General features: G+C 41.6%; 17 protein-coding genes and 1 pseudogene. 12 read left to right on the forward strand and 6 right to left on the reverse strand.

The annotated features are described in order from the left end of the window. Window positions 1-42: 42 nt before the first annotated feature. Entirely contained in the window at window positions 43-705 is a 663-nt protein-coding gene (gene rpiA, locus BM739_RS13775; protein ID WP_076541575.1) for a ribose-5-phosphate isomerase RpiA, read from the reverse strand. Window positions 706-1,210: 505 nt separating this feature from the next. Between rpiA and BM739_RS13785 the strand changes: the two genes are divergently transcribed. The 4 genes from BM739_RS13785 (at window position 1,211) to BM739_RS13800 (ending at window position 5,136) form a co-directional block, all read left to right on the forward strand. Next, window positions 1,211-2,200: a cytochrome-c peroxidase gene (locus BM739_RS13785; protein WP_076541579.1), complete on the forward strand. Its 990-nt coding sequence runs from the start codon at window positions 1,211-1,213 to the stop codon at window positions 2,198-2,200. Window positions 2,201-2,397: 197 nt separating this feature from the next. After that, window positions 2,398-3,054, forward strand: a complete 657-nt coding sequence (locus tag BM739_RS13790) for a cupin domain-containing protein (RefSeq protein WP_076541581.1) — start codon at window positions 2,398-2,400, stop codon at window positions 3,052-3,054. 102 nt (window positions 3,055-3,156) lie between these two features. Continuing rightward, complete coding sequence (locus BM739_RS13795) at window positions 3,157-3,528, forward strand: HopJ type III effector protein (protein ID WP_083698172.1); 372 nt, start codon at window positions 3,157-3,159, stop codon at window positions 3,526-3,528. Between the two features lie 321 nt (window positions 3,529-3,849). Next, window positions 3,850-5,136: an MFS transporter gene (locus tag BM739_RS13800; RefSeq protein ID WP_076541583.1), complete on the forward strand. Its 1,287-nt coding sequence runs from the start codon at window positions 3,850-3,852 to the stop codon at window positions 5,134-5,136. Between the two features lie 150 nt (window positions 5,137-5,286). Here BM739_RS13800 and BM739_RS13805 read toward each other — a convergent pair. Further along, a pseudogene (locus BM739_RS13805) lies at window positions 5,287-5,865 on the reverse strand (NapC/NirT family cytochrome c). A gap of 608 nt (window positions 5,866-6,473) precedes the next feature. Between BM739_RS13805 and BM739_RS13810 the strand changes: the two are divergent. After that, window positions 6,474-7,229 (forward strand): outer membrane protein OmpK, encoded by a 756-nt coding sequence (locus BM739_RS13810; protein ID WP_076541585.1) that lies wholly within the window; start codon window positions 6,474-6,476, stop codon window positions 7,227-7,229. Between the two features lie 254 nt (window positions 7,230-7,483). Here the strand turns inward: BM739_RS13810 and BM739_RS13815 are convergent, their stop codons facing one another. Further along, the gene (locus BM739_RS13815; protein WP_076541587.1) at window positions 7,484-11,038 is read right to left on the reverse strand and encodes a pilus assembly protein; all 3,555 of its coding nucleotides are present in this window, start codon (window positions 11,036-11,038) and stop codon (window positions 7,484-7,486) included. Window positions 11,039-11,364: 326 nt separating this feature from the next. On the opposite strand from BM739_RS13815, the gene BM739_RS13820 reads away from it, so the two are divergent. The 3 genes from BM739_RS13820 to BM739_RS13830 all read left to right on the forward strand — a co-directional run bounded on the left by BM739_RS13820 (window position 11,365) and on the right by BM739_RS13830 (window position 14,650). Beyond that, on the forward strand, window positions 11,365-12,324 hold the full coding sequence (locus BM739_RS13820) for a GGDEF domain-containing protein (RefSeq protein WP_076541589.1): 960 nt from the start codon (window positions 11,365-11,367) through the stop codon (window positions 12,322-12,324). A gap of 453 nt (window positions 12,325-12,777) precedes the next feature. Next, window positions 12,778-13,890, forward strand: a complete 1,113-nt coding sequence (locus tag BM739_RS13825; RefSeq protein ID WP_076541591.1) for a hypothetical protein — start codon at window positions 12,778-12,780, stop codon at window positions 13,888-13,890. A 211-nt stretch (window positions 13,891-14,101) separates the two neighbouring features. After that, a complete protein-coding gene (locus BM739_RS13830) occupies window positions 14,102-14,650 on the forward strand; it encodes a type II secretion system protein (protein WP_076541593.1) in 549 nt (182 codons plus the stop codon). Between the two features lie 160 nt (window positions 14,651-14,810). Here BM739_RS13830 and BM739_RS13835 read toward each other — a convergent pair whose 3' ends face one another. Then, on the reverse strand, window positions 14,811-15,251 hold the full coding sequence (locus BM739_RS13835) for a PACE efflux transporter (protein ID WP_076541595.1): 441 nt from the start codon (window positions 15,249-15,251) through the stop codon (window positions 14,811-14,813). 94 nt (window positions 15,252-15,345) lie between these two features. Between BM739_RS13835 and BM739_RS13840 the strand changes: the two genes are divergently transcribed. Next, a complete protein-coding gene (locus BM739_RS13840) occupies window positions 15,346-16,224 on the forward strand; it encodes a LysR family transcriptional regulator (protein WP_076541597.1) in 879 nt (292 codons plus the stop codon). Between the two features lie 83 nt (window positions 16,225-16,307). Here the strand turns inward: BM739_RS13840 and BM739_RS13845 are convergent, their stop codons facing one another. After that, entirely contained in the window at window positions 16,308-16,652 is a 345-nt protein-coding gene (locus BM739_RS13845) for a TM2 domain-containing protein (protein ID WP_076541599.1), read from the reverse strand. Between the two features lie 634 nt (window positions 16,653-17,286). On the opposite strand from BM739_RS13845, the gene BM739_RS13850 reads away from it, so the two are divergent. The 3 genes from BM739_RS13850 to BM739_RS13860 all read left to right on the forward strand — a co-directional run bounded on the left by BM739_RS13850 (window position 17,287) and on the right by BM739_RS13860 (window position 20,931). Continuing rightward, complete coding sequence (locus BM739_RS13850) at window positions 17,287-19,173, forward strand: tetratricopeptide repeat-containing diguanylate cyclase (RefSeq protein WP_076541601.1); 1,887 nt, start codon at window positions 17,287-17,289, stop codon at window positions 19,171-19,173. Between the two features lie 472 nt (window positions 19,174-19,645). After that, the gene (locus BM739_RS13855; protein ID WP_139326893.1) at window positions 19,646-20,317 is read left to right on the forward strand and encodes a hypothetical protein; all 672 of its coding nucleotides are present in this window, start codon (window positions 19,646-19,648) and stop codon (window positions 20,315-20,317) included. A gap of 89 nt (window positions 20,318-20,406) precedes the next feature. After that, window positions 20,407-20,931 (forward strand): hypothetical protein, encoded by a 525-nt coding sequence (locus BM739_RS13860; RefSeq protein WP_076541605.1) that lies wholly within the window; start codon window positions 20,407-20,409, stop codon window positions 20,929-20,931. 693 nt (window positions 20,932-21,624) lie between these two features. Here the strand turns inward: BM739_RS13860 and metH are convergent. Further along, window positions 21,625-25,341, reverse strand: coding sequence for a methionine synthase (gene metH / locus BM739_RS13865; RefSeq protein WP_076541607.1), 3,717 nt, complete (start codon window positions 25,339-25,341; stop codon window positions 21,625-21,627). Window positions 25,342-25,541 lie beyond the last annotated feature (200 nt).

Consider the following 25,541-nt stretch of genomic DNA (forward strand, 5'->3'; position numbering starts at 1 on the left):
ATGATGAATTGGGCATTTAATGAATCTGGCTAGTCAGTTGAGCTATTTGGCAATAATCGTGTTAACGCCATCTGGGCTACCCACTAACAATACATCAGCGCCGCGGTTAGCAAATAAACCATTAGTGACCACACCAACAATATCATTTAATTGCTTTTCTAAGGTTTTAGGATCAAGAATGCGGTAGTTGTACATGTCTAAAATCACATTACCATTGTCAGTGACGACACCTTCACGGTAAACCGGGTCACCACCTAATTTTACTAATTCACGGGCAACGTAAGAGCGCGCCATTGGGATCACTTCAATAGGCAGTGGAAACTCACCTAAAATCTCAACTTGCTTGGTATTATCAACAATACAAACAAACTTTTTAGCCACAGCCGCGACAATTTTTTCACGGGTTAATGCCGCGCCGCCGCCTTTAATCATGTCCATATGGTCATTGATTTCATCGGCGCCATCAACGTAGACAGATAGATCTGAGACACTATTGAGATCAAATACTTCAATGCCTAAATCTTTTAGTTTTTGGGTTGAGGCTTCAGAGCTTGATACCGCGCCCTCAATGTCATCTTTCATTGTCGCTAACGCATCAATAAAGTGATTAACCGTTGAACCTGTTCCAACACCAACAATTGAACCTTCTTCAACATATTTTAGTGCAGCCCATCCAGCGGCTTTTTTCATTTCGTCTTGGGTCATATCAACATCCTGAGGTGGCAATCTACCAATGGTAAGTAATAAATTTGGTTAAGTATAACAAATGCTAAGCCATAGCAGGTACGTTGTTGGCTGATTTTATTAACTGGCAGTTACACGAATCGTTACACTCAAGAGTTATAAGCGTATTGCCATATGGCCGAGAAAATCAGCATGAAGGAGTGATAAAGCTTAATAGACAAGAAGAAGCTGCATTTTTTATCGCGATATTAAACTGGCAAAAAACCATTTGTATCAAAATCTGTGCAATGTTTGATACAAAACAATGTGACTTACCGCAACCTTAATCGCTATTGCTGGTGTGGGGGCTTAATTTAATCGAATGGCTCGTTAACCTATCTTATTTATATAAATAAACAGTGACTTAAGTCGCATAAATGGCATTTGTGATTACGATGGACTTAATCGGAATTTACCGTTTTAACCTTAGATATAGAGCAATTAAGATGGTTGCTATTAAACCATACAATAAACAAGGTTATTTATTATGACTAAGCTGACCACCGTTGCTGTAATGCTAGCTTCGATTTTTTCTATTTCAACTTCTCAGGCCAGCGAGCCCATTGAAGTCATTAAGCCTGCGGTGATCACCGAGCCTGAAAAAGTTGAGTTAGGTAAAATGCTTTTCTTTGAGCCACGCCTATCAATGTCTGGTTTTATCTCATGTAACTCATGTCATAACTTGTCTCTTGGTGGTGTTGATGCCCTACCAACATCGATTGGTCACGAGTGGCAACAAGGCCCAATAAACTCGCCTACAGTTTTAAATGCTGATTATATGTTGGCACAATTTTGGGATGGCCGCGCTGCAACCTTAAAAGAGCAAGCGGCGGGTCCTATCGATAATCCAAAAGAAATGGGCTATACCCATGAACTCGCGGTAGATACGATTGCATCAATGCCAGCATATGTTGCCCGCTTTAACGACATTTATGGTTCAAACGAAGTCAACATCGACCGTATTACTGATGCTATAGCGACATTTGAAAAAACCTTAGTAACCCCAAATAGCCCATTTGATAAATACTTAGAAGGCGATAAAAAAGCCATCTCTGCTGATGCGCAAACGGGTTATCAGTTATTTAAAGACAAAGGTTGTGTCGCATGTCATAACGGCCCTGCAGTTGGCGGCACTATGTACATGAAAATGGGCTTAATCAAACCATTCCACACTGACAACCCAGCGGAAGGGCGTAAAGGGGTAACCGGTAAAGAAGCTGATAAGTTCGTCTTTAAAGTACCAACCTTACGTAACATTGAGCTTACCTACCCATACTTCCATGACGGTAGCGTATGGAACCTGGATGAAGCGGTTAATACCATGGCCGACATTCAACTAGGGCAAAAAATGTCAGCTAAAGAAACTGCACAAATGGTTGAGTTTTTGAAGAGTTTAACCGGTGAGCAGCCACAAATTATGTTGCCGATTTTACCGCCTTCAAATGCGAAGACACCGCGTCCAGTTCCGTTTAAATAATAGCGGCGTTTAAACAGTATTGAAGTCGCGATATCGCTTCAGCTTAACTTTATCGCCTAGCTGAACATTATCTGCAACTCCCTCAAACCTGCGCTAGTAATAGTGCAGGTTTTTTATTTCCCCCGCTAGTTAAGTGTGCGCTATTCATTTAGTTTAAGTGCCATTACACTGATATAAAAAAGTAGCAGGAACTCATTATGCTTAACATGGACTTTTCTCAGCGGGTTGTAATTGATAGCAATAAACTTCAATGGGACAAAAGCCCCGCTCAAGGAGTGTGGCGTAAACGATTGGCCAGAGAAGAAGCTGAACGCGGTCATGCTACTAGCGTGGTGAAGTATGATGCAGGCGCCAGTTTTTCATCACATCCGCATCCATTAGGTGAAGAAATATTAGTGTTATCTGGGGTGTTTTCTGATGAAACGGGTGATTATCCTGCAGGGACTTATATTCGTAATCCCGAAGGCTTTAGCCACGCGCCATTTAGCGTTCAAGGCTGTGAGTTACTGGTAAAGCTACACCAATTTCAAACCTCTGATAGCGCGCAAGTTCGTATTGATACTCACAATACACCATGGTCAGCTGGCCAAGGTGAATTAAAGGTGATGCCGCTGCATCAACACCTTATCGAATCGACAGCATTAGTGTTTTGGCCTGCAGGTTGCCAATTTCAGCCTCATCGTCATTTTGGTGGTGAAGAAATTTACGTTATTAGCGGTGAGTTTATTGATGAATTAGGCCGTTATCCCGCAGGAACTTGGAGCCGTAGCCCGCACCTAAGTCAGCATAATCCTTATGTTGAGCAAGATACGCTTATTTGGGTGAAAGTAGGGCATTTGCTGGTGGATGAGTAAGTTACGCATTTTATAAGGACGATTGGTTACGATTTTTATAGTTTTTTTATAGTATGCATATAGGTTTTTTACGCTGTTTATGACAGCAAAACAGGATTTAACATGACTGAACTGACAAATACCCAAGCTGATATTGTTAGCTTTATTGAAACACTGTCTCAATCAACTTCTGAACAAGCTCGCTTTGAAGATACGATGGCAATCATCGACGCCCATTATGATTTCACCCCAAGCGCTTTTACCAATGGTAAACAAGTCAATGAAGCCGGTGAAAATTCAGGTTCTTGTAAGGTGTTTTCATTCGCGCAAATTCACCAGTTAACCCAGACTCAAACGCTGCAATTATTTGGTCAATATTATCGTGATGTTTTAGCCACACCTGAGGGCAGTGATCATCAAAATATTCGACAATTTATGCTTAATGGTTGGCAAGGGCTTGAGTTTAGTAAAATCGCGTTGGTGCAAAAAGCTTAATATCCTTATTCCATTGGCTTTCACAAGTCGCTATGGGATATTTAATCACTCAAGGGAAATCATTTGCCTTTGAGTGAATGAATTTAATTTCAATGAGTTTCTCGAATTTCAGTTTTAAACTTCCTAAAGCACTCAGCTTAATGTAATCGCATTGATCTTTATCATCTTCAATTTGCTTAACCATTTTTGAGTCAGGTATGCAGGCACGGTTGTATTAGCCATAATTAGCTATATTTGTTATTTTTTTGTTGCGCTGAGGTCGCTAACTCTTTAGGTTTGGTCAAGATCATTTCTGTTAGGCTTTCCTTTAAAGGTTTTACAATGCAAAGCGATGTCTCTATAGCCCGTGTTAAGCAGTTTCCATTACTCATGTGGGTATTGTTGTTTGGCTCGTTTATTACTCGTGGCAGCTATTATATGGTGTGGCCGTTTCTAGCGGTCATTTTATATGACAGGTTTGCGTTAAGTGCCACTGAAGTGGGGGTGATTTTATCCAGTGCTGCACTGGTGTCTGTATTCACTAGTTTTATCGGTAGTGCATTGTCAGATCGTATTGGTCGGCACAAATTGATGTACATGACTGGTGTGCTTTATATCATTTCATTTTCATTGTTAGCAGAAGTCGACACCGTCACTGGTTATGTAGTGGTGATGACCTTATGTTCAATCGCGACCTCGATATGGCGACCTCTCACCTCTGCCGTTATTGGTGACATAATCTATAATAAGCAAACACGGGAATTGGCGATGCAATCATGGTATTTCATCGTCAATGTCGGCTGCGCTGTTGGGCCCATGCTTGGCATTTGGTTAGGACTAACGGGTGAGCAATCGAGTTTTTATATAACAGCCGGTGCCTTTGTGGTTTTACTGATAATGCTTTATTGGGGTTTTAGTCATCAGTCAAATATTGATTCCGCTAAAAATGGGTCTGATAAAGAGGGTCATTCCGTAGAGCTTAGGTCTGCGGTGACTATGCCTACTGCTAAGCAGACTCGCCAGCAAATTTTATCGATTTTAAAACAAGATAAATTGTTTCAATGTTTAATATTGGCCAATACCTTATGCATGTTTATTTATGCTCAAATGGACAGTTCGCTCATTCAGTATTTAACCCGATCACAAGCGCCTCAATTACTCACGTTGATATCTAGTATGATCTTTACCAATGCCTTGGTGATTATTTCAACGCAATTTATTCTGTTAAAATTGATGGCCAAACATAGTTTAATTAAGCGGATCCAATTTGGATTGTTCTTGCTCATGTGCTCACAAATGTGGCTGGCATTAAACCCAGTGGATTTATTTTGGGGCTGGATAGGGGCCGTTGTGGTGATGAGTCTTGCTGAGACGATTTTATTTCCGACCATGAATGTGCATATTGATCGCTTAGCCCCGCAACATCTTCGAGGCGCTTATTTTGGTGCTGCATCATTTAGTGAACTAGGCTTTGCTTTAGCCCCATTAGGTGGTGGAATCATTCTTGACTTACTAGGTGGACCCTCGTTATTTATGATGGGCGCAGTGCTATGTTTGGTGGTGATGTATCTCTACCGGATACTTACTAGGCTTTCTCGTCCCGATATCGCAGAAATGAGACTAAGTTAAAGAAGCAATCGATTTGTGATGTTTTGTGGTCACCTGACTGAGTTTTTGGGGTTACACTCAACCGTAGTTTTACACAGAAAATACCAAGTTGAGTAAATTTATGTTTTTAGCTTTAAGTCGCCCCAACGACTCAGTTACGCGACTTCTGCTTTACCAGCCCTCAATGCCTTCCATATCAGGTAGTTGGTGAGCAATGCCTTTGTGGCAATCAATACAGGTTTTTTCGCCGCTAGCTAAATACTTTGAGTGAAGCGGCTTGATTGATGGGTAAAGTCCATGTAGTCGAGCTCGTGACAGTTTCGACACTCTAATGAGTTGTTGGTTTTTAATCGATGTCATTCATGCCCAGCAAGCTCTCGATCTTTGGCTTCAAATTTTTCAGGAGTATCAATACTGCCTACTAAGTCTGCCCAAATTTCTTTCGACGCTTGCATTTTTCGGGCTATTTTATCAGTCAATTTATGGGGGACGTGACAGTCATGACAGGTGACTCTTACGCCACTGGGATTGGTAAAATGAATGGTGGGTTTCATTTCTTGGTAAACATTTTTATGACAACTACCACAAAACTCTTCGGTGCTGGACAGTTCCAGCGCGGTATTAAATGCCCCCCCAAAAAAATGCCCCTGCAATAAAGTCACCGATAACTAAAAAACCTAAACTGTAATGAACACTCGGCTTTTAAATCACTTGCCATACGGTCCTAAGCAGTGTTTTTAGCTTTTCCATTGAACCAGCGTGTTGGAATGTATGGGGCAAACTCGAAGAGGCACAGAATCATTATTCGTCAATGATTAAGTATAAATATAGCTTAGGCAGACCTAAGTGGTACTTTTCGTTTCGCTTTTGTTTTTACGAGGCATAAAATAGCTGAGTTGTCGTTCTATTAGATACGCTACAGCAGCTTTAAATGAGCATTTCTCACTGTTTTCAGTTGCTGTGACAGAACTTCCGCCGGCGCAATCGTCATTTTATATTGAGTCACTTATGGGGATGGCTGTTTTAATCTTGATAAGGTTTATTGGCCGACAAAATCTAATTTCTTTTCAGTGAACGCTGCAAGTTTTAACGTCCTTTATTCAGAACTCACTTATTAAGCGATTTACTAATGTAACGCTTAAGTATCTAAAAGGTTACTGGCATAATCTCCACCGTTGTCATTGCACTATTATTAAGGTCGCTTCGTGATATTGACTTGAAAGCGATAAAATTGTTATCACAGCAAGAATCATAATACGCTGTTACCTCATGAGAAACCTATTGCACTAATGCTGAAATCATTCAAGGCTAATCCCTTAATGGCTTATATCAATTAAACTAATTTAAAAGGATGTAATATGAAACGCCTGCTCATAGCCTTGTTAGCGAGTTACGCTCCGTTTACTACTGCCAATGATGTTGTTCAGTGGCAAGATAACAGCTTAACCTACCTTTACGGTGACGACTTTAAAGTTAACCCTGAAATTCAACAAACCCTTACTTTTGAGCATGTTAGTGGTTGGGGTGTTGGCGATTTATTTATGTTTGTCGATGTCACTAAATACAATGGTGAAGAAGACTTTTTAAACGGTAAAAGCACCTATTATGGTGAATTTAGCCCGCGCTTTAGCTTCAGTAAAATGCTTGGCGAACCGGTTGAAATCGGTTTTGTTAAGGACGTATTATTGGCAACCACCATTGAGTTTGGTGAAGGCGATGTCGAGTCATTTCTACTTGGTGCAGGTGTTGATTTAGCCATTCCTGGTTTTGATTTTTTTCAGCTTAATATGTATAGACGCATGCCTGATGGACGCGATGGCGACACTTGGCAAATTACCCCAACCTGGAAGGTTACTTGGCCAGTGGGTGAGTCCAATATTGTCTTTGATGGCTTTATTGACTGGGTAGTTGATTCTGATGGCAGTTATGAAAAGAACTTTCATTTCAATCCACAACTTAAATATGATTTAGGTAAGCAAGTCGGTATGCGAGACAGTGCACTTTATGTGGGTATTGAGTACGACTATTGGAAAAACAAGTACGGTATCAAGAGCAGCTCTGGCTTTAATACTAATCAAAACGTCACAAGCTTGTTGGTGAAGTACCACTTTTAACCTCATGCTTTAACCAATTGTAAGGCTCGCTAGTAGAGCTTTGTAATAAGGGTTAACCTTAATAGTTCGAATTAGCAAAGGGGCGGCATAACCCCCATCAGCTAGTAGCAGCATATATTTAAAATCTTACTCAGCTAGAGAGTAAAGTTTTCTTACAAATACAATCAAGCCGCGATGTTGTACTCAACAGTTTCGCGGCTTGATGCTGCTTAGCTTATGTTATTAACAATATTTATTGCTGTTTTAATTGGCAATTACTCCATGTAATAGTAAATGCGGTTTGACTGCAAACCACTGGCAACACACTTGCCATCACCTTCTGGGCAGCCATCATTTCCATCGGCTTTTTCCATATTGTTACCAATGTCTCCAATTCCTATCAGGTACATGGTATCGGTATTAGCCGGTACTATTATGCCAGGAGTGTCTGGTATGCCTTCTCCCAGTTCATAATACAGTTGGGAGTATGAACGAATACCTCTATGTAAATCAAAGCCATACAACTTACCTTGACCAGAAAAGTTACATTGATCATCTGTTGCTGTAGTCGTTGGAATGTAAGAGGTAAAAAACACTCGACCGTTGACAATTAAGCCTGCCGATAAGCTTTTCTCGCCTTCACCGGTAAAGCTATAAAACCAGCCACGTTTCGTAGCGAAAGTAATATTATCATTTTGATCTGCTGGTGCTGCATTAGTGACATCATATAAGTCATCTAACAGTAAAGCATCTGGTATGGTTTGTCCTGAATCCCCTGTAAAAGAGCGGGTTACAACATTTCTATCTTGCAAAACAAAAAACTTATCTGAACGGGTTTTATCTAAAGGATTGGCCCTGTGACCACTCCCAACGGCAACCGCATCATAGGGGATATTTTGATAACTTAATGTCAATTCACCATTTATGTCAGTTTGGTGAGTGGCAGAAATGATTGTTTGAGCGACAACCGGTTCAGCAAAAAAACGTCGGTCATTTGCTAGCGACTCTCCCGCTAATTCTGCAAACTTAAATGCTGTCCATGGATTTTCACTATCGTTAGGATCTGCTGAAGGTAAATCCATACGCCAGATATTTGCACCAGTATCGGTGGCATAAATACGGTCGGTGATGCCATCACTGTTGCTGTCTAAAACTGCCACTTTATTGGGGATACTGTCGCGAATATTAGGCATTTTTGTCATTTTATCGCTATTATTGGGACCAAAACTGTGGATTACATCGCCCGTTTGGGCTGACATGATAAATACCCCACGGCCAATAGTATCGTCACTACCAAGGCCAGATACATCTTTTGTTGATGGGTTATATCCTGCGCCGATGATGATCACAGGGCTCTCGCTTTGGTCGCTGTCTTCTTCAAAACCAGGGATATAGGTGACCACAGGTTCAGACCAAGATTGGCCCAAGTTATCAAAATCGGTGCTATTGGCATTTTTATGCCACAACATTTGAGGGCTATTCGGGTTAGTGACATCCATAGCATAATAAGAGGTGCCGCCACGGCGCATGCCAAAAAATAACCATGCAGTTTCAATTGTGCCGCTGGCATTACGTTTGGTGTACGCCACAGGTGAGCTATCTAGGCCATAAATAGAGTGTGTGCCCGTAGGCAGGTTAACTGCAAGCTCGCGAATATTAGGTAATAATTCATAGGGCATGAAGGCCCAAGTTTCACTAATCGAATCACCAGCGTCGCTGAACATATGCATAAAGCCATGGTTGGTGCCCATAAACAGTTTTACATTCGGCGTTTCAGCTGTACCATAATTTATTGCCAGTGGTTTTGAATGCAGCGAATCACCTAACACATCTTGGCGAATATCTGTAATCGAGTTGTCATCATCTTCATCAAATACATCTTGGCCCATGGCCCAGTTGAACATCTTATCTAGTTCATCTTCAGATACGCCCATATAGCTTGCTAAGTCTTCAGCATCGCCAGCATGGCTTTGGGCATTGGCTTTGGTAAAATCAGTCAGCTCACCAGATAAGCTAAAGTTACCGTACAAGGTACGATCTGTATTTGATTGTAAGTGCTGCGCTGCGCCGCCATTGGTGACATTGCTACCATCACCGTTGCCGGTAAATGATGTACAGTTTTGGGTCCAAATAGTACAAGCTGAATCTTTAATTAAGCCACCGTCCGATAATGCTGGATTGCTATTGGCATCTAATACGTCACCATTCGCATTAAAGCTGAGCTTTTTAATATTACCGGCCCAGCGAGGGCCTTTATTGGGCAAAAACATCGAGTAATAAGCTGAGTTACCACTATCGACACGCGCTGATGAAACTGAAGGAGAGCTAAATGTTGCTGGCACACTAACAACTTCTGCAAATACTTGTTGCAGTGCTGTTTGTAAAGCTTCAGCGCTGTTGGCTGAATAATAATGCCCACCGCCTAGGTTTGCTGTTTCAGTTAAAATATCTTCCGGAGCATCTTCACTAAATCCAATGGTATAAGTGCGTACATTTTGAGTGCCGCTAACATCGGTATTTACATCATTATTATACATCCAGCCAGCCAGCTTTGGCATGGCATTATCATTATCGATAAGATCTAAAACTGGGTTGCCAACTAAGGTTGCAATTAAGTCATTCGTATAGTTATCACCGGTAGGAACGCCGTCGGTAATATAAACAATCGAGGCACTTGAGGAGCAGCTACTATCTTCAAATGGCGAGAGGTAATTACCATCAGATTCTATTGTGGTATCTCGTGTAGGATTGATATCTCCGGTGTCAATTTCTTCTCCTTCAGGTCTTGGTAGAGACTTAGGCACGACAGCATTGTCGCCAAAATGTATCGCTCCGCCACTAAAATATCGATATGCTTCATATAAGGTGTCACACAATGGTGTACGGTTTCGATAAGTCCCTCTTAACAAACTCACTTTCTCTAGTAAGCTTGTTTTATTGGTATTTGTCATTTCACGGATGCCTTGAATGATCCGGCCACCCTCATTATCATTATCATTACCATCACTTCTATTAAAAATAGCTAAGCCAAAATCTACACCTGGCGTTGCCAGTATCGCATCTTGTATCACTTGCCTCGCGACATCCATACGAACATATTCATTATTTATATCAGGATCAGAGTGGTACCAAGTAATGTATTCTTGGGTGTAAACAGTGAACGATTTACCTAAACCGAAATCTGTTTGTTTTGCACTTTCGATGGCGGCATCGATATCTAGTGAGGACTCACTATCGGGAGTTAGGTAGGCACTATCAGAGTCATCAACAGGGAAGCCATCAGGGTAATTAGCATTTCCATTGGATTTAGATAATGCATTATCTTGATTTTTTTCGCGTATATCTTCAAAGCAGTCGACGGTATCTAACTGATTTCCGCTATCTGGATTAGCTGGAAGCTCTTGCCATTCTCTATCATCGACATTGTAGTAACGGAGGTAGCCAGTAAACTTACCGTACGTTTCTAGGTAATCAATAGATAACTGACAACCGTTGAACTTATGCTCAAAAAATTGTGTGCTGCTTAACGTTGGGACGGTTTCAATGTCATCGCTGTAATATAACTTGGTGCTGTTTGCGACAGAGTCATTAGCGGCATTATAAAAAGTTCTAGTCGGAAAGAGTGCATCTTCAAGAGGATCTCTCCTACTATTTAGTGTTCCAGAGGTTTCCATACTCCCTGAGGTATCAAAAATAATCAGTACTTGAGGCACATCATTGGTGCGAACACTGGCTTCGGTTACATAAATTTCAGTATCATCAGCAAAACTACTTGATGCAATACCGCATAGTAAAAATACTATGCTAAAAATAATTTTTTTAAGTAACATTTGAACTCTAGCTCTCCGGCTAACTATAAAACACAACGTCCATGACACTGTACGTAATACATGTGGTTTTAATGTTATAAGTGTTTAAAAATAGTAAAGTTTGCGAGGTTAAGTTGTTAGTGGTTAAAGGTCAATAGTTATGCGGTGATTGTTTTTGCAGCAGCTTTTGTTTTGTCGGCACTAAATGTAGCGTTATCGTGAGCCAGTAAGCTCTGAGCCTAGTGATTACGGTGTTAGATAATTATTTCAATGATTTATAATCTTTACAAAATTTTATTCTGTAGTGTCTATACTCAAAGAGCATGATTTTTAACTAATGAGTAGCTATGGCCTTAATAGAACCTCTAGTCCCTTTCGATTTATTAGCTTTTATCAGCGCAGATAACCCTCTTTTGCAATTTACGATTGATACGCTACCAGTGCCTATTTTTTATAAAGATGCGAAAGGGGTTTATTTAGGCTGTAATCAAGCTTTTGAAGCGTTCATAAAAATTTCCAGACAACAACTGGTGGGCTACAGCGTGTATCAATTGTTTGATAAAGCCTTAGCGGATATTTATCAACAAGCGGATCAAGCCTTGTTTGATAATCCTGGTGTTCAAATTTACGAAAAAGAAATTCGTACCAATAGCGGAGATGTTGTATTTGTAAAGTTTCATAAAACCAGTTTTTTTGATGCAGAAGGTAATGCGGCTGGCTTAATCGGCGTCATATTTGACATAACCGAGCAAAAAGCCTTAGAAGCCAAGTTGACACAACATGCAACATTCGATGACTTAACTGGTTTTTATAATCGCCGTGAAGGCGCGGCTATCGCGGTAGAAAACATGGCATTAGCGGTAAATGGTGAAATTGAGTTTGGGGTGATAATGCTGGACATTGACCATTTTAAACGTGTGAATGATCAATTCGGACATGGCGTTGGTGATCAAGCCTTGCAGCATATCGCTGGCATTATTAAGCAATTAAAACCAGCTGAAAGCAGCGTTGTTCGCTGGGGTGGTGAAGAGTTTCTTATGTTAATCAAAGCGCCTTTTCACACTGTTGATGACAGCGCTAATGCTACGGCTGAAAGTGATTTTAAACGGGATGTTATCACCATTGCCAATCAGATTCGTGAGGCTATAGCTTCAACGCCAATAATACTGGAGTCGCAACAGGTTCACCTCAGCATAAGCTGTGGTGTAAGTTGTTATACTGAACAAAGTTTGCGCGCTCTGATTAATGAGGCCGATAAATTCCTATATCAAGCTAAAAATAACGGCCGTAATCAAGTTTGCGGTTAATTTAATGCCATGACCGCAAACTTATAACAAGCAAGAAGGTAGCTTTTTCTGAGGCCTATTTTCATACAATCGCTTTCGTATTTCGGGCTGAACAAACCTACTCCTCTATTTTTACTCCACACTCCTTAACCCACACTCCACAAACCTTAATCCACACACCCTAACCCACAAACCTTACGCCATACTCCACATGCCATCGTTTTAGTAGACCAGCTTGAAGATTATTGAGTTTAAGGGAGGGTTACAGACTGCCTCGCTGATTAATCTTTTTATCCATAACGCTAGTTGTTGCATAAAGGTTAAATGATGTTTACCTTAAAATATGTGATTAAAAATAATAAAAAATTTAGCTTGGCAGTTCTTGTGCTAATGAGAACTCGATAACAAAGTTGAACATAAGACTGAAAGAGTCAGCTGCAGCAGCTGATTCATAAAATAACAATGGACTCAAACATGACTAAGGTAATACAGATTTATTTTATCCCCGCAGCGGTATTTCTGTCAGTGCTTATTGGTGGTGGTTATGGGACGGGCAGAGAGGTTATCGAGTTTTTTACCCAATACGGCCAAACGGGAGGCGTATTAGCCATATGCATGGCAACGGTCATTTTTGCAATAGTATTAGGAATAACCTTTGAATTTGCACGGGTGTTTAAAGTTTATGATTACCGTCATTTCTTCAAAAAGTTAATTGGGCCTTTTTGGATCGTTTTTGAAATTTTATACATCTTACTGTTTCTGTTAGTGCTGGGAGTTGTGAGCGCCGCTGCGGGTAATACCTTGCAAGAGCGCTTTGATGTGCCAGCCACAATAGGGCTAACTTTAATGCCGATATTGGTGGCTTTGTTTGTGCTTTTTGGGCGACTATTGGTTGAGAAGGCGTTAGCCTTGTGGTCAGTGCTGATGTACGGGGTATTTATCACTTATTTCATCATTGTGGTAGGTCAATCTGATAGCGGTTTATTACCCGCTGCGGCGCTAACGGATATTGCGCCTGGCTGGTGGTTTGGCGGTGCATTGTATGCAATGTATAACTTGGCGATTGCACCCGGGTTATTATTTGCCACCCGTGACATTGAAACCCGCCAACAGGCGTTTGTGTCAGCAGCGATTGCCGCGGTTGCTATTATGGTTCCGGCTTTGCTGTTCCACTTAAGTTACAGCGTTGGCTATCCTGATGTGTTAGATAAACCGCTGCCAAATTATTGGATGATCCAGCAATTTGCCCCCGATTGGCTGTTAATGCTATTTATCATCGCTTTGTTTGGCACGCTTATCGAAACTGGTGTCGGCTTAGTGCAAAGTGTTATTGAACGTATCCCTGCCACCAGTGATGAGGCGAATGCAAAGCCTTGGTTAAGAGCACTCATCGCTTTTGGTACAGTGTCATTGGCTGCGCTGCTTGGCACCATAGGCATTGTCGATCTCATCGGTAAAGGTTACAGCTTGATGTCTTACGGATTTGCATGTGTTTATGTGCTGCCCATATGTACCCTGGGGGCTTATAAGATCGTTAAAGCACATAATGCTGGGGCGATAGCAATGCCACTGACTGAGGCTCAATAAACAGTACAATTTAACTAACTTTCATTACTGTGATTGGCTATCGCAATAGATGAATAAACAATTAAGGTCTATTTGCGAAATACCTTTGTATCATGTTAGCTGCAAGAATTACTCTTAAGTCACATATTTCAAATTATATGTTCAAAAAAATGAAGTTAAGCACTATGCTAATAAAACATAAGGTATTAGTAATAATAAGGTTTTATCTAAAATGATTAATTGGCAAAACAGTTCGCGCCTTTCGAGAGGATCAGGGTTTACTTTAATAGAATTGGTGGTCGTAATCATCATATTAGGTATTCTAGCTGTTGTCGCTCTGCCTAAATTTATCAATATAAAGTCAGATGCCAATATCGCCATTTTAGATGGCGCAACAGGCGCTATTAAAACAGGGGTAACATTATTTAAAGCTAAAACCCTGACATCAGGAAACGCACTGGCTGATATTGTTGAGTTTTCTGAGGTAAAAGGCAGTTATTATCAACCTTGGGCGGCGACAGCTAATGCTACAGGTAATGGTTTTACCGCTGGTTACACATCACCACCAGAGATATTTGAAGCTGCAGGGTTAGATGTCATCGACTGGTCTTATCGTATTTACGTATCAGCAGGCAGTTATGCGGTTGTAGCTGCACCTAAAGGGGTGCTAGATAGTGATCAGCCTTCAGAGGCAGAAGTGAAAGCCACTAATTGTTATTTTGAATATCACTGGAAAGTATCTGGTGTTCCTGATATCACTTCAATCAAAACGGGCTGTTAAGCACTATTCAGTGCAGCTTTCAGAATGAGGTTAAGAGCGAACTCTGTCGCTCTTAACTCCTAGCGCCTAACGCTTATCGTCAGCGTTACTCTAGTTTTATCACTTCATTTGACAGACTTGGGATATGTCTAGGTGTCTGTCGTCACATATACCAAATTTGCTATCTAACTGTAGTATTATTAGCTGAAGCATGGGCAAAGACAATACGCGCACGTACTAAGTCGTAGCACCAGTTGTAGATAATGGCGTATATTAAGAAGAATACGACCACGCTAATATTCATCAAAAATACTGTCCAGAAATCTAACTGCAATACCCACATCATAAAGGGCTGTGTGACAAACATGAGACCCAATTCAAAACCTAGGCCATGACCTAAGCGCATTTTAAAGGTGCGCTTAATTCGGTTATGACCAAATATATGGTCAAAGCCTAAGTTGTAAGCATAATTCCAGCACATTGCTATGAGTGACAAACCAATCCCTAAGCCTGTGGCTGATTTGGGGTCTACATCAGTAAAAAAAGTTGCGGCGCCGATAACAAATACTAAGGCAATCGCTTCAAATAATACGCTGTGAAAAATGCGTTCTTTGGTGTTCATGGTTACTCTCATTACCGTTGTTGATTGTTTCTTGGTTGCTATAATTATCAATTATTTAGAAAGAATATAGTTAGTTACTATCAGGAAAAGTGATATGTATAATTTAGAGCAGCTTAGAATGTTTGTTGAAACAGCGCAGTTGGGCTCATTTTCAGCCTGTGCCCGCCGCTTAGGTAAAGTGCAGTCGGCGGTAAGTCAGGGGATTGCTAATCTTGAAATTGAACTCAATACCACCTTGTTTGATCGCACCAGCCGTAAACCGTCTTTAACCGCTCATGGTGAAAGGTTGCTGCCTTTTGCTAAAGGGGTGTTACAGCAAACTTATGAGTTAGATTCAGTGACTCTTGCATTAAATTCATCTCACGAAACTATGATAAAAATAGCGGTAGATGATGCACTGCTTCCTTTAGTTACAAGTGTTTTCGATGATTTTTCAAATCGTTTTCCTGCCACGATATTAGAACTTTACGCGGTAGCAACGCCGGACGTATTAACCTTAGTTCATAGCGGGAGAGCAGATTTAGGCTTGATGTTTGCTAGTAGTGACTTTTCACAAGCGGTGGATTTAGGTTGTATCGGTAGCTTACCCTTCAGTGGGGTGGTGAGCTCTACGCATCCATTGGCAACCTTGGATGTCGTCAGCGTGGCTGATTTAACCCCATACCGTCAATTGTCTATTAAAGGTCTTGAAGGGGAGGTATTACCGCATTTCCCTAATATTTCTTCCCATGTTTGGTGGGGCAATAGCTTTAATGCTGTCAATGCCATGGTAAAAGATGGGCTAGGCTGGAGCTACATTCCCGCCCATATGGCCGATCAATATCAACAACAAGGCAGTATGGTGCGAATGAATTTAAGTTTTGATCATAAACCGTGGCGAGTACCAGTTGATCGGGTGATGGCAAAACAAAGCGCAAGAGGCCCAGCCTTGATGTGGCTGGCTGATGCGTTCGTGAACTTACTGGATGATTAAAAACAGCAAAATTTGCAATAGGAAGTTACGTAAAACTTCCTATTGCATATGAAGGCTTAAGCGTTTTGATAAACAAGTTTTAGTTATGCTGAGTATTGATCAACTTTACGTGAGTAACGCTGCTGAAAACTAAATGGGCTCATTTTAATAGTACGAATCGCATCAACCCAGCCTGCTACCATAGGCACTAATGTCCAGCTAAACAGCAAGTACAAGCTCCCTTTCAGGTACTGACCTAAATAGAATTTGTGCAAACCTAAGCCACCAAATAACACACTAAACCATATAGCAAGTTTTTGATTTTTGATGCGAACATCCGGGTCGACACCACCGAGGGCATCTAAGCCTAGCGCGGCATGACATTGTGGGCATGTCACTTGGTTAAGGTCGATTTTTTGGCTGCACTGTGGGCAATTAATCTGTTGCATCGCAAACTCCAATAGTCAAATACGCTGATAAGGCATTATGGGTACAAGTGTGCGCTGAATATAGGTGTGTAGTTCACAAAATTAAAATAAAGCGGCCGTAGCAAAGGGCACTAATTACATTCAATACTTGGAGCAAGAAATAAGCTCTTGATCATTTATAACTAATTAAGCTACTCGTCTGAAGAGTTAACTTCGATATTTGCTTTAAGGAATACCCATGTGGTTACCGCAGCGCGAAGCTAACTAAGTTGAACCTGTGTTTGTGTTAATAGGGGATATTTACAGCCGCTGACGCCTTGCAAATCAGCTTAGCTGCAGGGCGTTTTCAATGAAAAAGCATCCAATGACGAGCGTTATATTGATAAATGAATTCAGGGTTTAATTCAAACGGCCCCATTCATTAATCGTTACCACTTGCTGAGCTACATAATATTAACGCTTGATAACGTAAGCCCTCATCTGATTGCTAGACGTTTAATTGTGTATCATTTTGTATTGCCAGCTAAAAATAGCTTTTTAATAGCTGAAACTTATTTATAAACTCAGTACACTCGATACATCTCAAGCTCTTTATTTAAATTTTATTGATGCGTTTTTTATACTAGGGTTTTGCTTACATAATGGATTACAAAAGTTGTCAAAGTTAGTGTCATTATGGATGTCAGCATTCATCCTACTTGTATTAAGCTGTGTCAGTCCTGCCGCTTTTAGTACCCAAGCTGAAAATGAAGCCCGCGCAGACGAAATCCTTTTGCAATTACTCGATGGCCTAATTCCTTTAGAGGATGATATCCAGCAGGCGATTATTGAGCTAAAAACATTAATTCACCCAAATGATGTCGTTAGACAAAAACGCTATGTTCGCACCTATTGCTGGTATCAGAAAAACACAAGCCCAGAGTTGATACAACAAGGCATCAACTACGCCAATAAGCAAATCATCCTTTATTCAGACCCATTCCCTTCAGAGATTTTAACCGATTTATACCTTTGTCGAGGCTGGTTTAAAGACATGGCTTCTGATACTGATGGTGCTTTTGTTGATATCAACAAAGGGATTGAATATGCCTATAAAATAGATAACCCGCGCCTTATTGCTGATGGTCGTAACATTCGTGGCAGAATGTATTCGTTTAAAGGTAATTACACCGCAGCACTAGAAGATTTTATCACCGCACAGCAGCTTTACGAGTCATTAAACACCCCTTACTGGGAAGCGTATAATTTAAGTGATATTGCCAGAACTTACAGTCGCTTTGGCGATCCGGCCTCCGCATTAAAGTATCAAATGAAGCTAGAGCAATATTATATTGATGCTGGGCAATTATTTAATGCCAATGACATTAATTATCAAATTGCCATTTCATTTCATAAGCTTAAAAGGTATCAACAAGCCATTGAGCGATTTAAGAAAAGCCAACAATATTGGTTGGATGACGGTCATGAAATTAATGCTGAGTGGATGTCTATTAAGGTGGCTAGCAGCATGATTAAGCTTGGGCAATTTGAACAAGCAAAAAAACGTTTATGGCATGCCCAACGTTATATTAATGACACCAGACCTAATGTATTGGGAGATTTACATTTATACCTCGCGGAAGTGATGTTTCATGAAAATAACCTGCCACAGGCATTAATATGTTTGGCTGAAAGCAAACAAGCCTATGCCATCAGTCAAAATGATTTGGGTGCCAGTGCAAGCTTATTACTCACAAGTGAAGTACTCTCAGGGTTAAATCGCTGGCAGGAGGCATACCAAACCCAAGCTGATTATGTAGAGCTCCATCATCAAATGGATGAAAAGATCCTCGATGAACGTAATGCTGAGATGCAAGCACGTTTTGATACCGATAACATAAAAACTGAAAATGAACTGTTAATTGAAGCTGCAGCAATCAAAGATGCACAATTTATTATTATGCAACGCAATGAAAGTATGCAAATTATCATTATTCTTTTAAGTTGTATTATTTTAGTTTTTGTGTCGATTTTTGCTTATAAACAGATCCTCAGAAAACGCACATTCAAGCGCCTTGCATTAACTGATGAATTAACAAATCTTGCCAATCGTCGTGACACCTATGAGCACGGCGACGACTTTTTAAAGCAAGCTGTTGAGGAAAACGAACCCTTTTCAGTTATCTCGTTTGATGCTGATCATTTCAAAAGAGTTAACGACTCCCTTGGTCATGAAACGGGCGATAAAGTGTTAGTTAAACTGGCCGATTTAGCCGCAAGTATGGTGCGTGAAACTGACTTAGTCGGTAGGGTTGGCGGCGAGGAGTTTTTGGTATTGTTACCTAATACCACTAAAGCTACTGCGATACTCATTGCCCAGCGCTTAATTACGATTGTCGATCATTATGATTGGTCAATTATTGCCCCCGATTTAAGGCAAACAGTCAGTGCTGGGGTGGCCTCTTTTACCAATGAGCAATCATTGGCCCCTTTGTTACTTAAAGCAGATGAAGCACTCTATTTAGCCAAATCAGCAGGCAGAAATTGCGTAAAATCGGTTTGATGTGTAACCCGCCCATAAAATCAGTGTATTTTGAAAATAGCTAACGCTTTCGATGGGGCATCCATGCCCCGCTAAATATGGCCTTACGGCCAAGGTAAGTCGTGGCGCTTCGCCCACACCCGAGTTAAGGGGGAAAGCGCTTGTCCCCCTTAACAATCCCGCAGCGCCCCGGCGAAGTTGTTATCCTCAGTGTATTTCGAAAATAGCTAACGCTTCCGATGGGGCATCCATGCCCCGCGAAAGCTAACCTGACATCCATGTCAGGTTTACGCTATTTATCTGCATACACATCGGCAACTTCCAACGGGGAATGATCCAGCGTCTGACTTCATTTGGGTTTATGGAATTAAGCCCTATTTAATTGATTAAACAATAAGTTTACTAGTGAGAACTGATTGTTTAAATTAGTCAGCACTTAATCAAAACTAAGTTAATACATTAATTAGGAACAGTTATGCTAAAAGGATTTAAAATGCCAGTATTTGCACTGGCAATATTTATATGTGTACAAGCCCCTGTAATCGCGCAGGTTACTGAAAAGTGTGATGTGAGAGTAAATGGTAATGTCCCAGAAAATATACCACTGAACAACGTTTACTTAAGAACATATAACAAAAGTACTGCGATTAAGAAACGTCAGTTTTCTTTTTGCTTTAACAAGCAAGATCTAGAAGTAACTGGTACATTTATTCCGAATAGAACTGTTTCGTTAAGTAATAAAATAGACGGAATGCCAAAGGGTATTTATAGCGCGAGTTTGTTTGTTCAAACCAAGGAGGTTGAGCTAAATGATATTACAGGTATGGCAACAAGAGCCTGTAATTTGCGTTGTAACTATTATTTATACCAAAAGATGCTGGCAAAAGAAGAAATTGCTGCTGCAGCTAAAACCTACCCAAAACAACGAGAAAAGCTCGCTGCTGATGACTGGGATGCAATAGTAAAGCTCAATAGCAAACAGTCAGATAAACTCAATAAAGTGTATAGTGAAATGGCCTCTGTTCAGACAATTGATGTTGAAAATAACCCCATTGACTCACCAGGTCCCTATTCCGGTGCGAACTTTAAATTCCTTCAAGAAAACTCCACAAAATTAACCTTTTTCAAAAAACTTCGGGAAAGTCAATCCGAAAAGCACAGCTAGAACCTCAGCAGCTAGAAGCATTTGCCAAAGCCAATAGCAATGAATTCGATGAATTACATAGAACAGCTAAAAGGAGTTGGGAAGAACAAGTGGTTGTTATTAATCAATTGGTCAGCAAGCTTAAGAACGATGCAACGGAAATTAGCATTACTGTAGCAAATATACTTGAACAAACTCGTGATAATGCTGAGCTGTATTATGAAGCGTATCTTTCTAACGAGAACAAAACCCCATTCCCTCGATTAAATAATACCGAACAATCATTTGAGTTATTGCTGGCTAATTGGAGTATTTCTGCGTATTTATCTCATGCTGATAAATCAACATTCTCGACACTATTCACCGAACGATTTAAAGCAAATGAAGCTGTGAATATGGACAGGGCTACCGATGCAGCTTTAAGTCAGTTAATCTACATGCCAGCCTACTTTGCAATGATGGATATTACAAAGGGGTATGAAAACATCCAGCGAGCATATAGCGGTTTACTGCCTAATTCTAAGCATGAATACCAGTTTAGCGACGCATTACATTCTATTAATTTCAAATATGAAAAAGGTGCTTGGCGACTAGATAAGGTTTCGCAAGTGGCGATAAATCATTATGAGCAATAAAACTTTTTAACGCAGTTGTTGAGTGGGCTGTAACATTACAGCTCATTTACTTAAAATAGAGTAGGAAGGCTAGTTTGATTATGTTTATAGCCCAACCATTAATTAAATGGGAATAGAATAATTTTTTATACGTAACGACCAAACTCCGCCGCAATCTCCAATACCCCCATTCCAAGTTGCTGAAATACGCAGATGAAAATTGTATAGCCATCATGGATGATGGCTAAGACTAAGACTAAGACTAAGACTAAGACTAAGGGTACATGGTCGCTATTTAGCATCTATGCTATCGCGACATGAGTAAATCCATTTACTTTCGACTCCCGTCTGAGCCGTTAGGTCTTATTTTTGAACATGAAGATCATAAGTTGGTCAGAGTTAAATTTTTCGTCGCCACAAATAAACCCAAATCGAAGAGATAGAATATCAGGTGTAAGCGCGGCTGTGACCGTCCATGACATGGACGTCATGGCCGAGCTTTCAGGGATGAACTTGCAGCGTGTCACAGCTGTGCTTGCACGAAGGCCTGCGGCAGGCAATTGATAACCATGAAGGTGCGACTTTAGAATATTAGCCGATATCTCAAAGGCTAAACGTTAGGCATAAAAAATGTGGCTCATAGGCCACATTTTTAATCCAAACGAAGTTTGGAAACAATCAAAGAGTAACCTTATGATTACTCTGGATCACTCTCTATTCAACATCATAATCCAACACTGGTGCCAACCACTTCTCCGCTTCTGCCACGCTCATGCCTTTACGTTCGGCATAATCCTCAACTTGATCTTTACCAATATTGGTCACCCCAAAGTAACGTGATTTAGGGTGGGCAAAGTACCAGCCTGATACTGCGGCGGTTGGGAACATGGCGAAGCTTTCGGTGATATTAAGGTCGATAGTTTCATCGGGTTTAAGTAAATCCCACAATAAGCCTTTTTCAGTATGATCAGGACAAGCGGGGTAACCTGGCGCTGGGCGAATACCTTTGTACTTTTCGCGGATCAGTGACTCGTTATCAAGTGCTTCATCGGCAACGTAACCCCAAAACTCTTTACGTACGCGTTCATGCATACGCTCGGCAAAGGCTTCAGCTAAACGGTCTGCTAGACACTTAACCATAATGGCGTTGTAGTCATCGTGATTGGCTTCAAAGCGCGCAACATGTTCATCAATGCCGTGACCTGTGGTAACCGCAAAGCCGCCCATGTAATCGGCGACGCCTGAATCTTTTGGCGCGACAAAATCAGATAAGCAGAAGTTGTCATTGCCGACGCGCTCAAGCTGCATCCGCAGATGATGAGTGGTCATTTCAACTTCGGTTCTTGATTCATCGGTATACAATTCAATATCGTCATGGTTAACGCTATTGGCTGGAAATAACCCAATTACCGCTTTGGCAGTTAACCATTTTTCTTTGATGATGGTGGCCAGCATGGCTTTACCATCTTCATAGAGTTTGCTGGCCTCAACGCCGACTACCTTGTCGGTTAAAATATCCGGGAAGCGGCCGTGTAGCTCCCAGCTTCTGAAAAACGGCGTCCAATCGATTCGTTCAACTAAGTCTGCTAATGGGTAATCATCAAAGACTTGGCGACCGAGTTTGTTGGGTTTAAATGGGCTGTAGTTGTCCCAGTCGTGTTGGCAACGATTTTCGCGCGCAGCGGCAATGGACACTATGGTTTTGCGCTTAGTTTGCGATAAACGTTTTTCACGCATCATGGCGTATTCGTCATAGGCGGCATCAATGGTTGGCTGGCGGGTGTCATTGTTAATTAGCTTTGACACCATAGGCACGGCGCGTGAAGCATCTGCAATATAAATCGCCCCTGTTGGTGCATGGGGGGCAATTTTCACTGCGGTATGAATTTTTGAACAGGTTGCGCCGCCAATAATTGATGGAATGGTTAAACCGGCTTTATGAAAAGCTTTAACGTTATGCACCATTTCATCAAGGCTTGGGGTAATCAGCCCTGACATGCCAATAATATCAACGTTTTCAGCTACGGCGACTTCAATGATTTTATCTACTGGCACCATCACGCCTAAATCAATCACTTCGTAGCCATTACAGGCCAGTACCACGCCGACAATGTTTTTGCCAATGTCATGGACGTCACCTTTTACCGTGACCATTAAGATTTTGCCGTTTGACTGACCTTCGACTTTTTCTGCTTCAATGTATGGGTTTAAATAAGCCACTGCTTTTTTCATTACCCGCGCGGATTTAACCACTTGGGGCAAAAACATTTTACCAGCGCCAAATAAGTCACCCACCACATTCATGCCATCCATTAATGGCCCTTCAATCACATCTAATGGGCGGCTGGCTTGCTGGCGGGCTTCTTCGGTGTCTTGGTCAATAAATTCAGTGATACCTTTAACGAGCGCATGGGATAAACGCTCATTTACAGGCAGGCTTCGCCAAGCTAAGTCTTCTTTTTTAGCCACTTGTTTGCCGTCACCACGAAAACGCTCTGCAACATCCAGTAGTTGCTCGGTATTGCTTGAGTCAGCCACAGGGCAAGGCAGGTTTTGCACCACGTTTTCGACTTTGTCTTTTAGCTCTGGGTCAATATCATCGTAAATGGCAAGTTGGCCAGCGTTAACAATGCCCATGTCCATACCTGCTTGAATCGCATGGTATAAAAACACCGCATGGATGGCTTCACGCACTGGGTTGTTACCCCGAAACGAGAACGACACGTTTGATACACCGCCTGAGATCATCGCATAGGGCAGAGTGGCTTTAATGTCTTTTATTGACTCGATAAAGTCGACCGCGTAGTTGTCGTGCTCGTCTATACCGGTGGCAATAGCAAAAATGTTAGGGTCGAAAATAATGTCTTCTGGCGGGAAGCCCACCACATCAACTAATACGCGGTATGCGCGGGTACAAATTTCAGTTTTGCGGGCACGGGTATCGGCTTGGCCGTCTTCATCAAAGGCCATCACAATGGCAGCAGCGCCGTAGCGTTTCACTAAGGTGGCTTGCTTGATAAAGGCTGCTTCGCCTTCTTTCATCGAAATAGAGTTAACGATGGACTTACCTTGTACGCATTTAAGGCCGGCTTCAATTACGTCCCATTTCGATGAGTCGATCATGATGGGGACGCGAGAGATATCAGGCTCTGAGGCGATTAAGTTTAAAAACTTCTTCATCGACTCGGCGCCATCGAGCATGCCTTCATCCATGTTGACATCGATGATTTGCGCGCCGTTTTCAACTTGCTCGCGCACCACATCTAAGGCTTCTTCAAACTTTTCTTCTTTGATTAAGCGCAGGAACTTGGCCGAGCCGGTTACATTGGCACGTTCGCCGACGTTCACAAACAGGGAGTTGCCATCAATGGTAAGTGGCTCAAGCCCAGACAGACGACAAGCGACGGGAATGTCTGGAATAAGGCGGGCATCATGGTTAATGACGGCGTCACGTATGGCGCTAATGTGCGCTGGGGTGCTACCACAGCAGCCGCCAACAATGTTAAGCATGCCTTCTTCGGCCCAGTCAGTTATGACTTCGGCCATTTCTTCTGGGGTTTCGTCATAGCCACCAAATTCGTTTGGCAGGCCCGCGTTAGGGTGAGCGGAGACAAAACATTCTGCAATACGGGATAACTCTTCAACGTAGGGCCGCAGCTCTTTTGGCCCTAAAGCGCAGTTAAGGCCGATTGATAATGGCTTAATGTGACGCAGTGAATTGTAAAACCCTTCAGTGGTTTGCCCGGTAAGGGTACGGCCTGAGGCATCGGTAATGGTGCCTGAGATCATCACCGGCAGGCGTTCGCCTAAGGTGTCGAAGACTTTTTCAATGGCAAATAATGCCGCTTTGGCGTTTAAGGTATCAAAGATGGTTTCAACCATGATGATGTCAGCGCCGCCGTCTATCAATGCGCTGGTTGATTCAACATAGGCTTCGACTAATTCATCAAAACTGACGTTACGAAAGCTTGGGTCGTTAACATCTGGGCTGATAGAGCAGGTACGGTTAGTTGGGCCCAGTACCCCAGCAACATAACGTTTAATGCCTGTTTGGGCTTCTACTTCATCAGCGGCCTCACGGGCGACTTTCGCGCCTTCAAGGTTGATTTCTGCCGACAGCGCTTGCATGTCATAGTCGGCCATGGCGATGGTAGTGGCATTAAAGGTGTTGGTTTCAATAATGTCAGCGCCTGCCAACATGTACTTAGTGTGAATGTCTTTAATGATTTGGCGTTGGCTTAACACCAACATGTCATTGTTGCCTTTTACGTCACAATGCCAGTCTGTAAAGCGCTCACCACGGTAGTCTTGTTCTTCCAGTTTGTAGTCTTGAATCATAGTGCCCATGGCACCATCGAGGATAACAATGCGCTGTTTAAGCGTTTGTGTAAGTTGTTCAAGTACCTGACTGTAGGAAGTCGACTTCGCCATAACGTATTACCTTAATTGCTTTTGTGCTAAACACTTAAAATAGCGATAAATAACATGCTAACTTAAGTAGTTAGTGGATTGTGATAACGGTTTTAGATGAAATAAGCATACCTTTATTTATGCTTTAATTGGGCAGAATAATGTGAAATGCTCTGCAAAAAAATTCATCTTAAAATATTTTTTTTTGGACATTTAAACGT

The organism is Shewanella sp. UCD-KL21 (assembly GCF_001957135.1).
GTDB lineage: Bacteria > Pseudomonadota > Gammaproteobacteria > Enterobacterales > Shewanellaceae > Shewanella.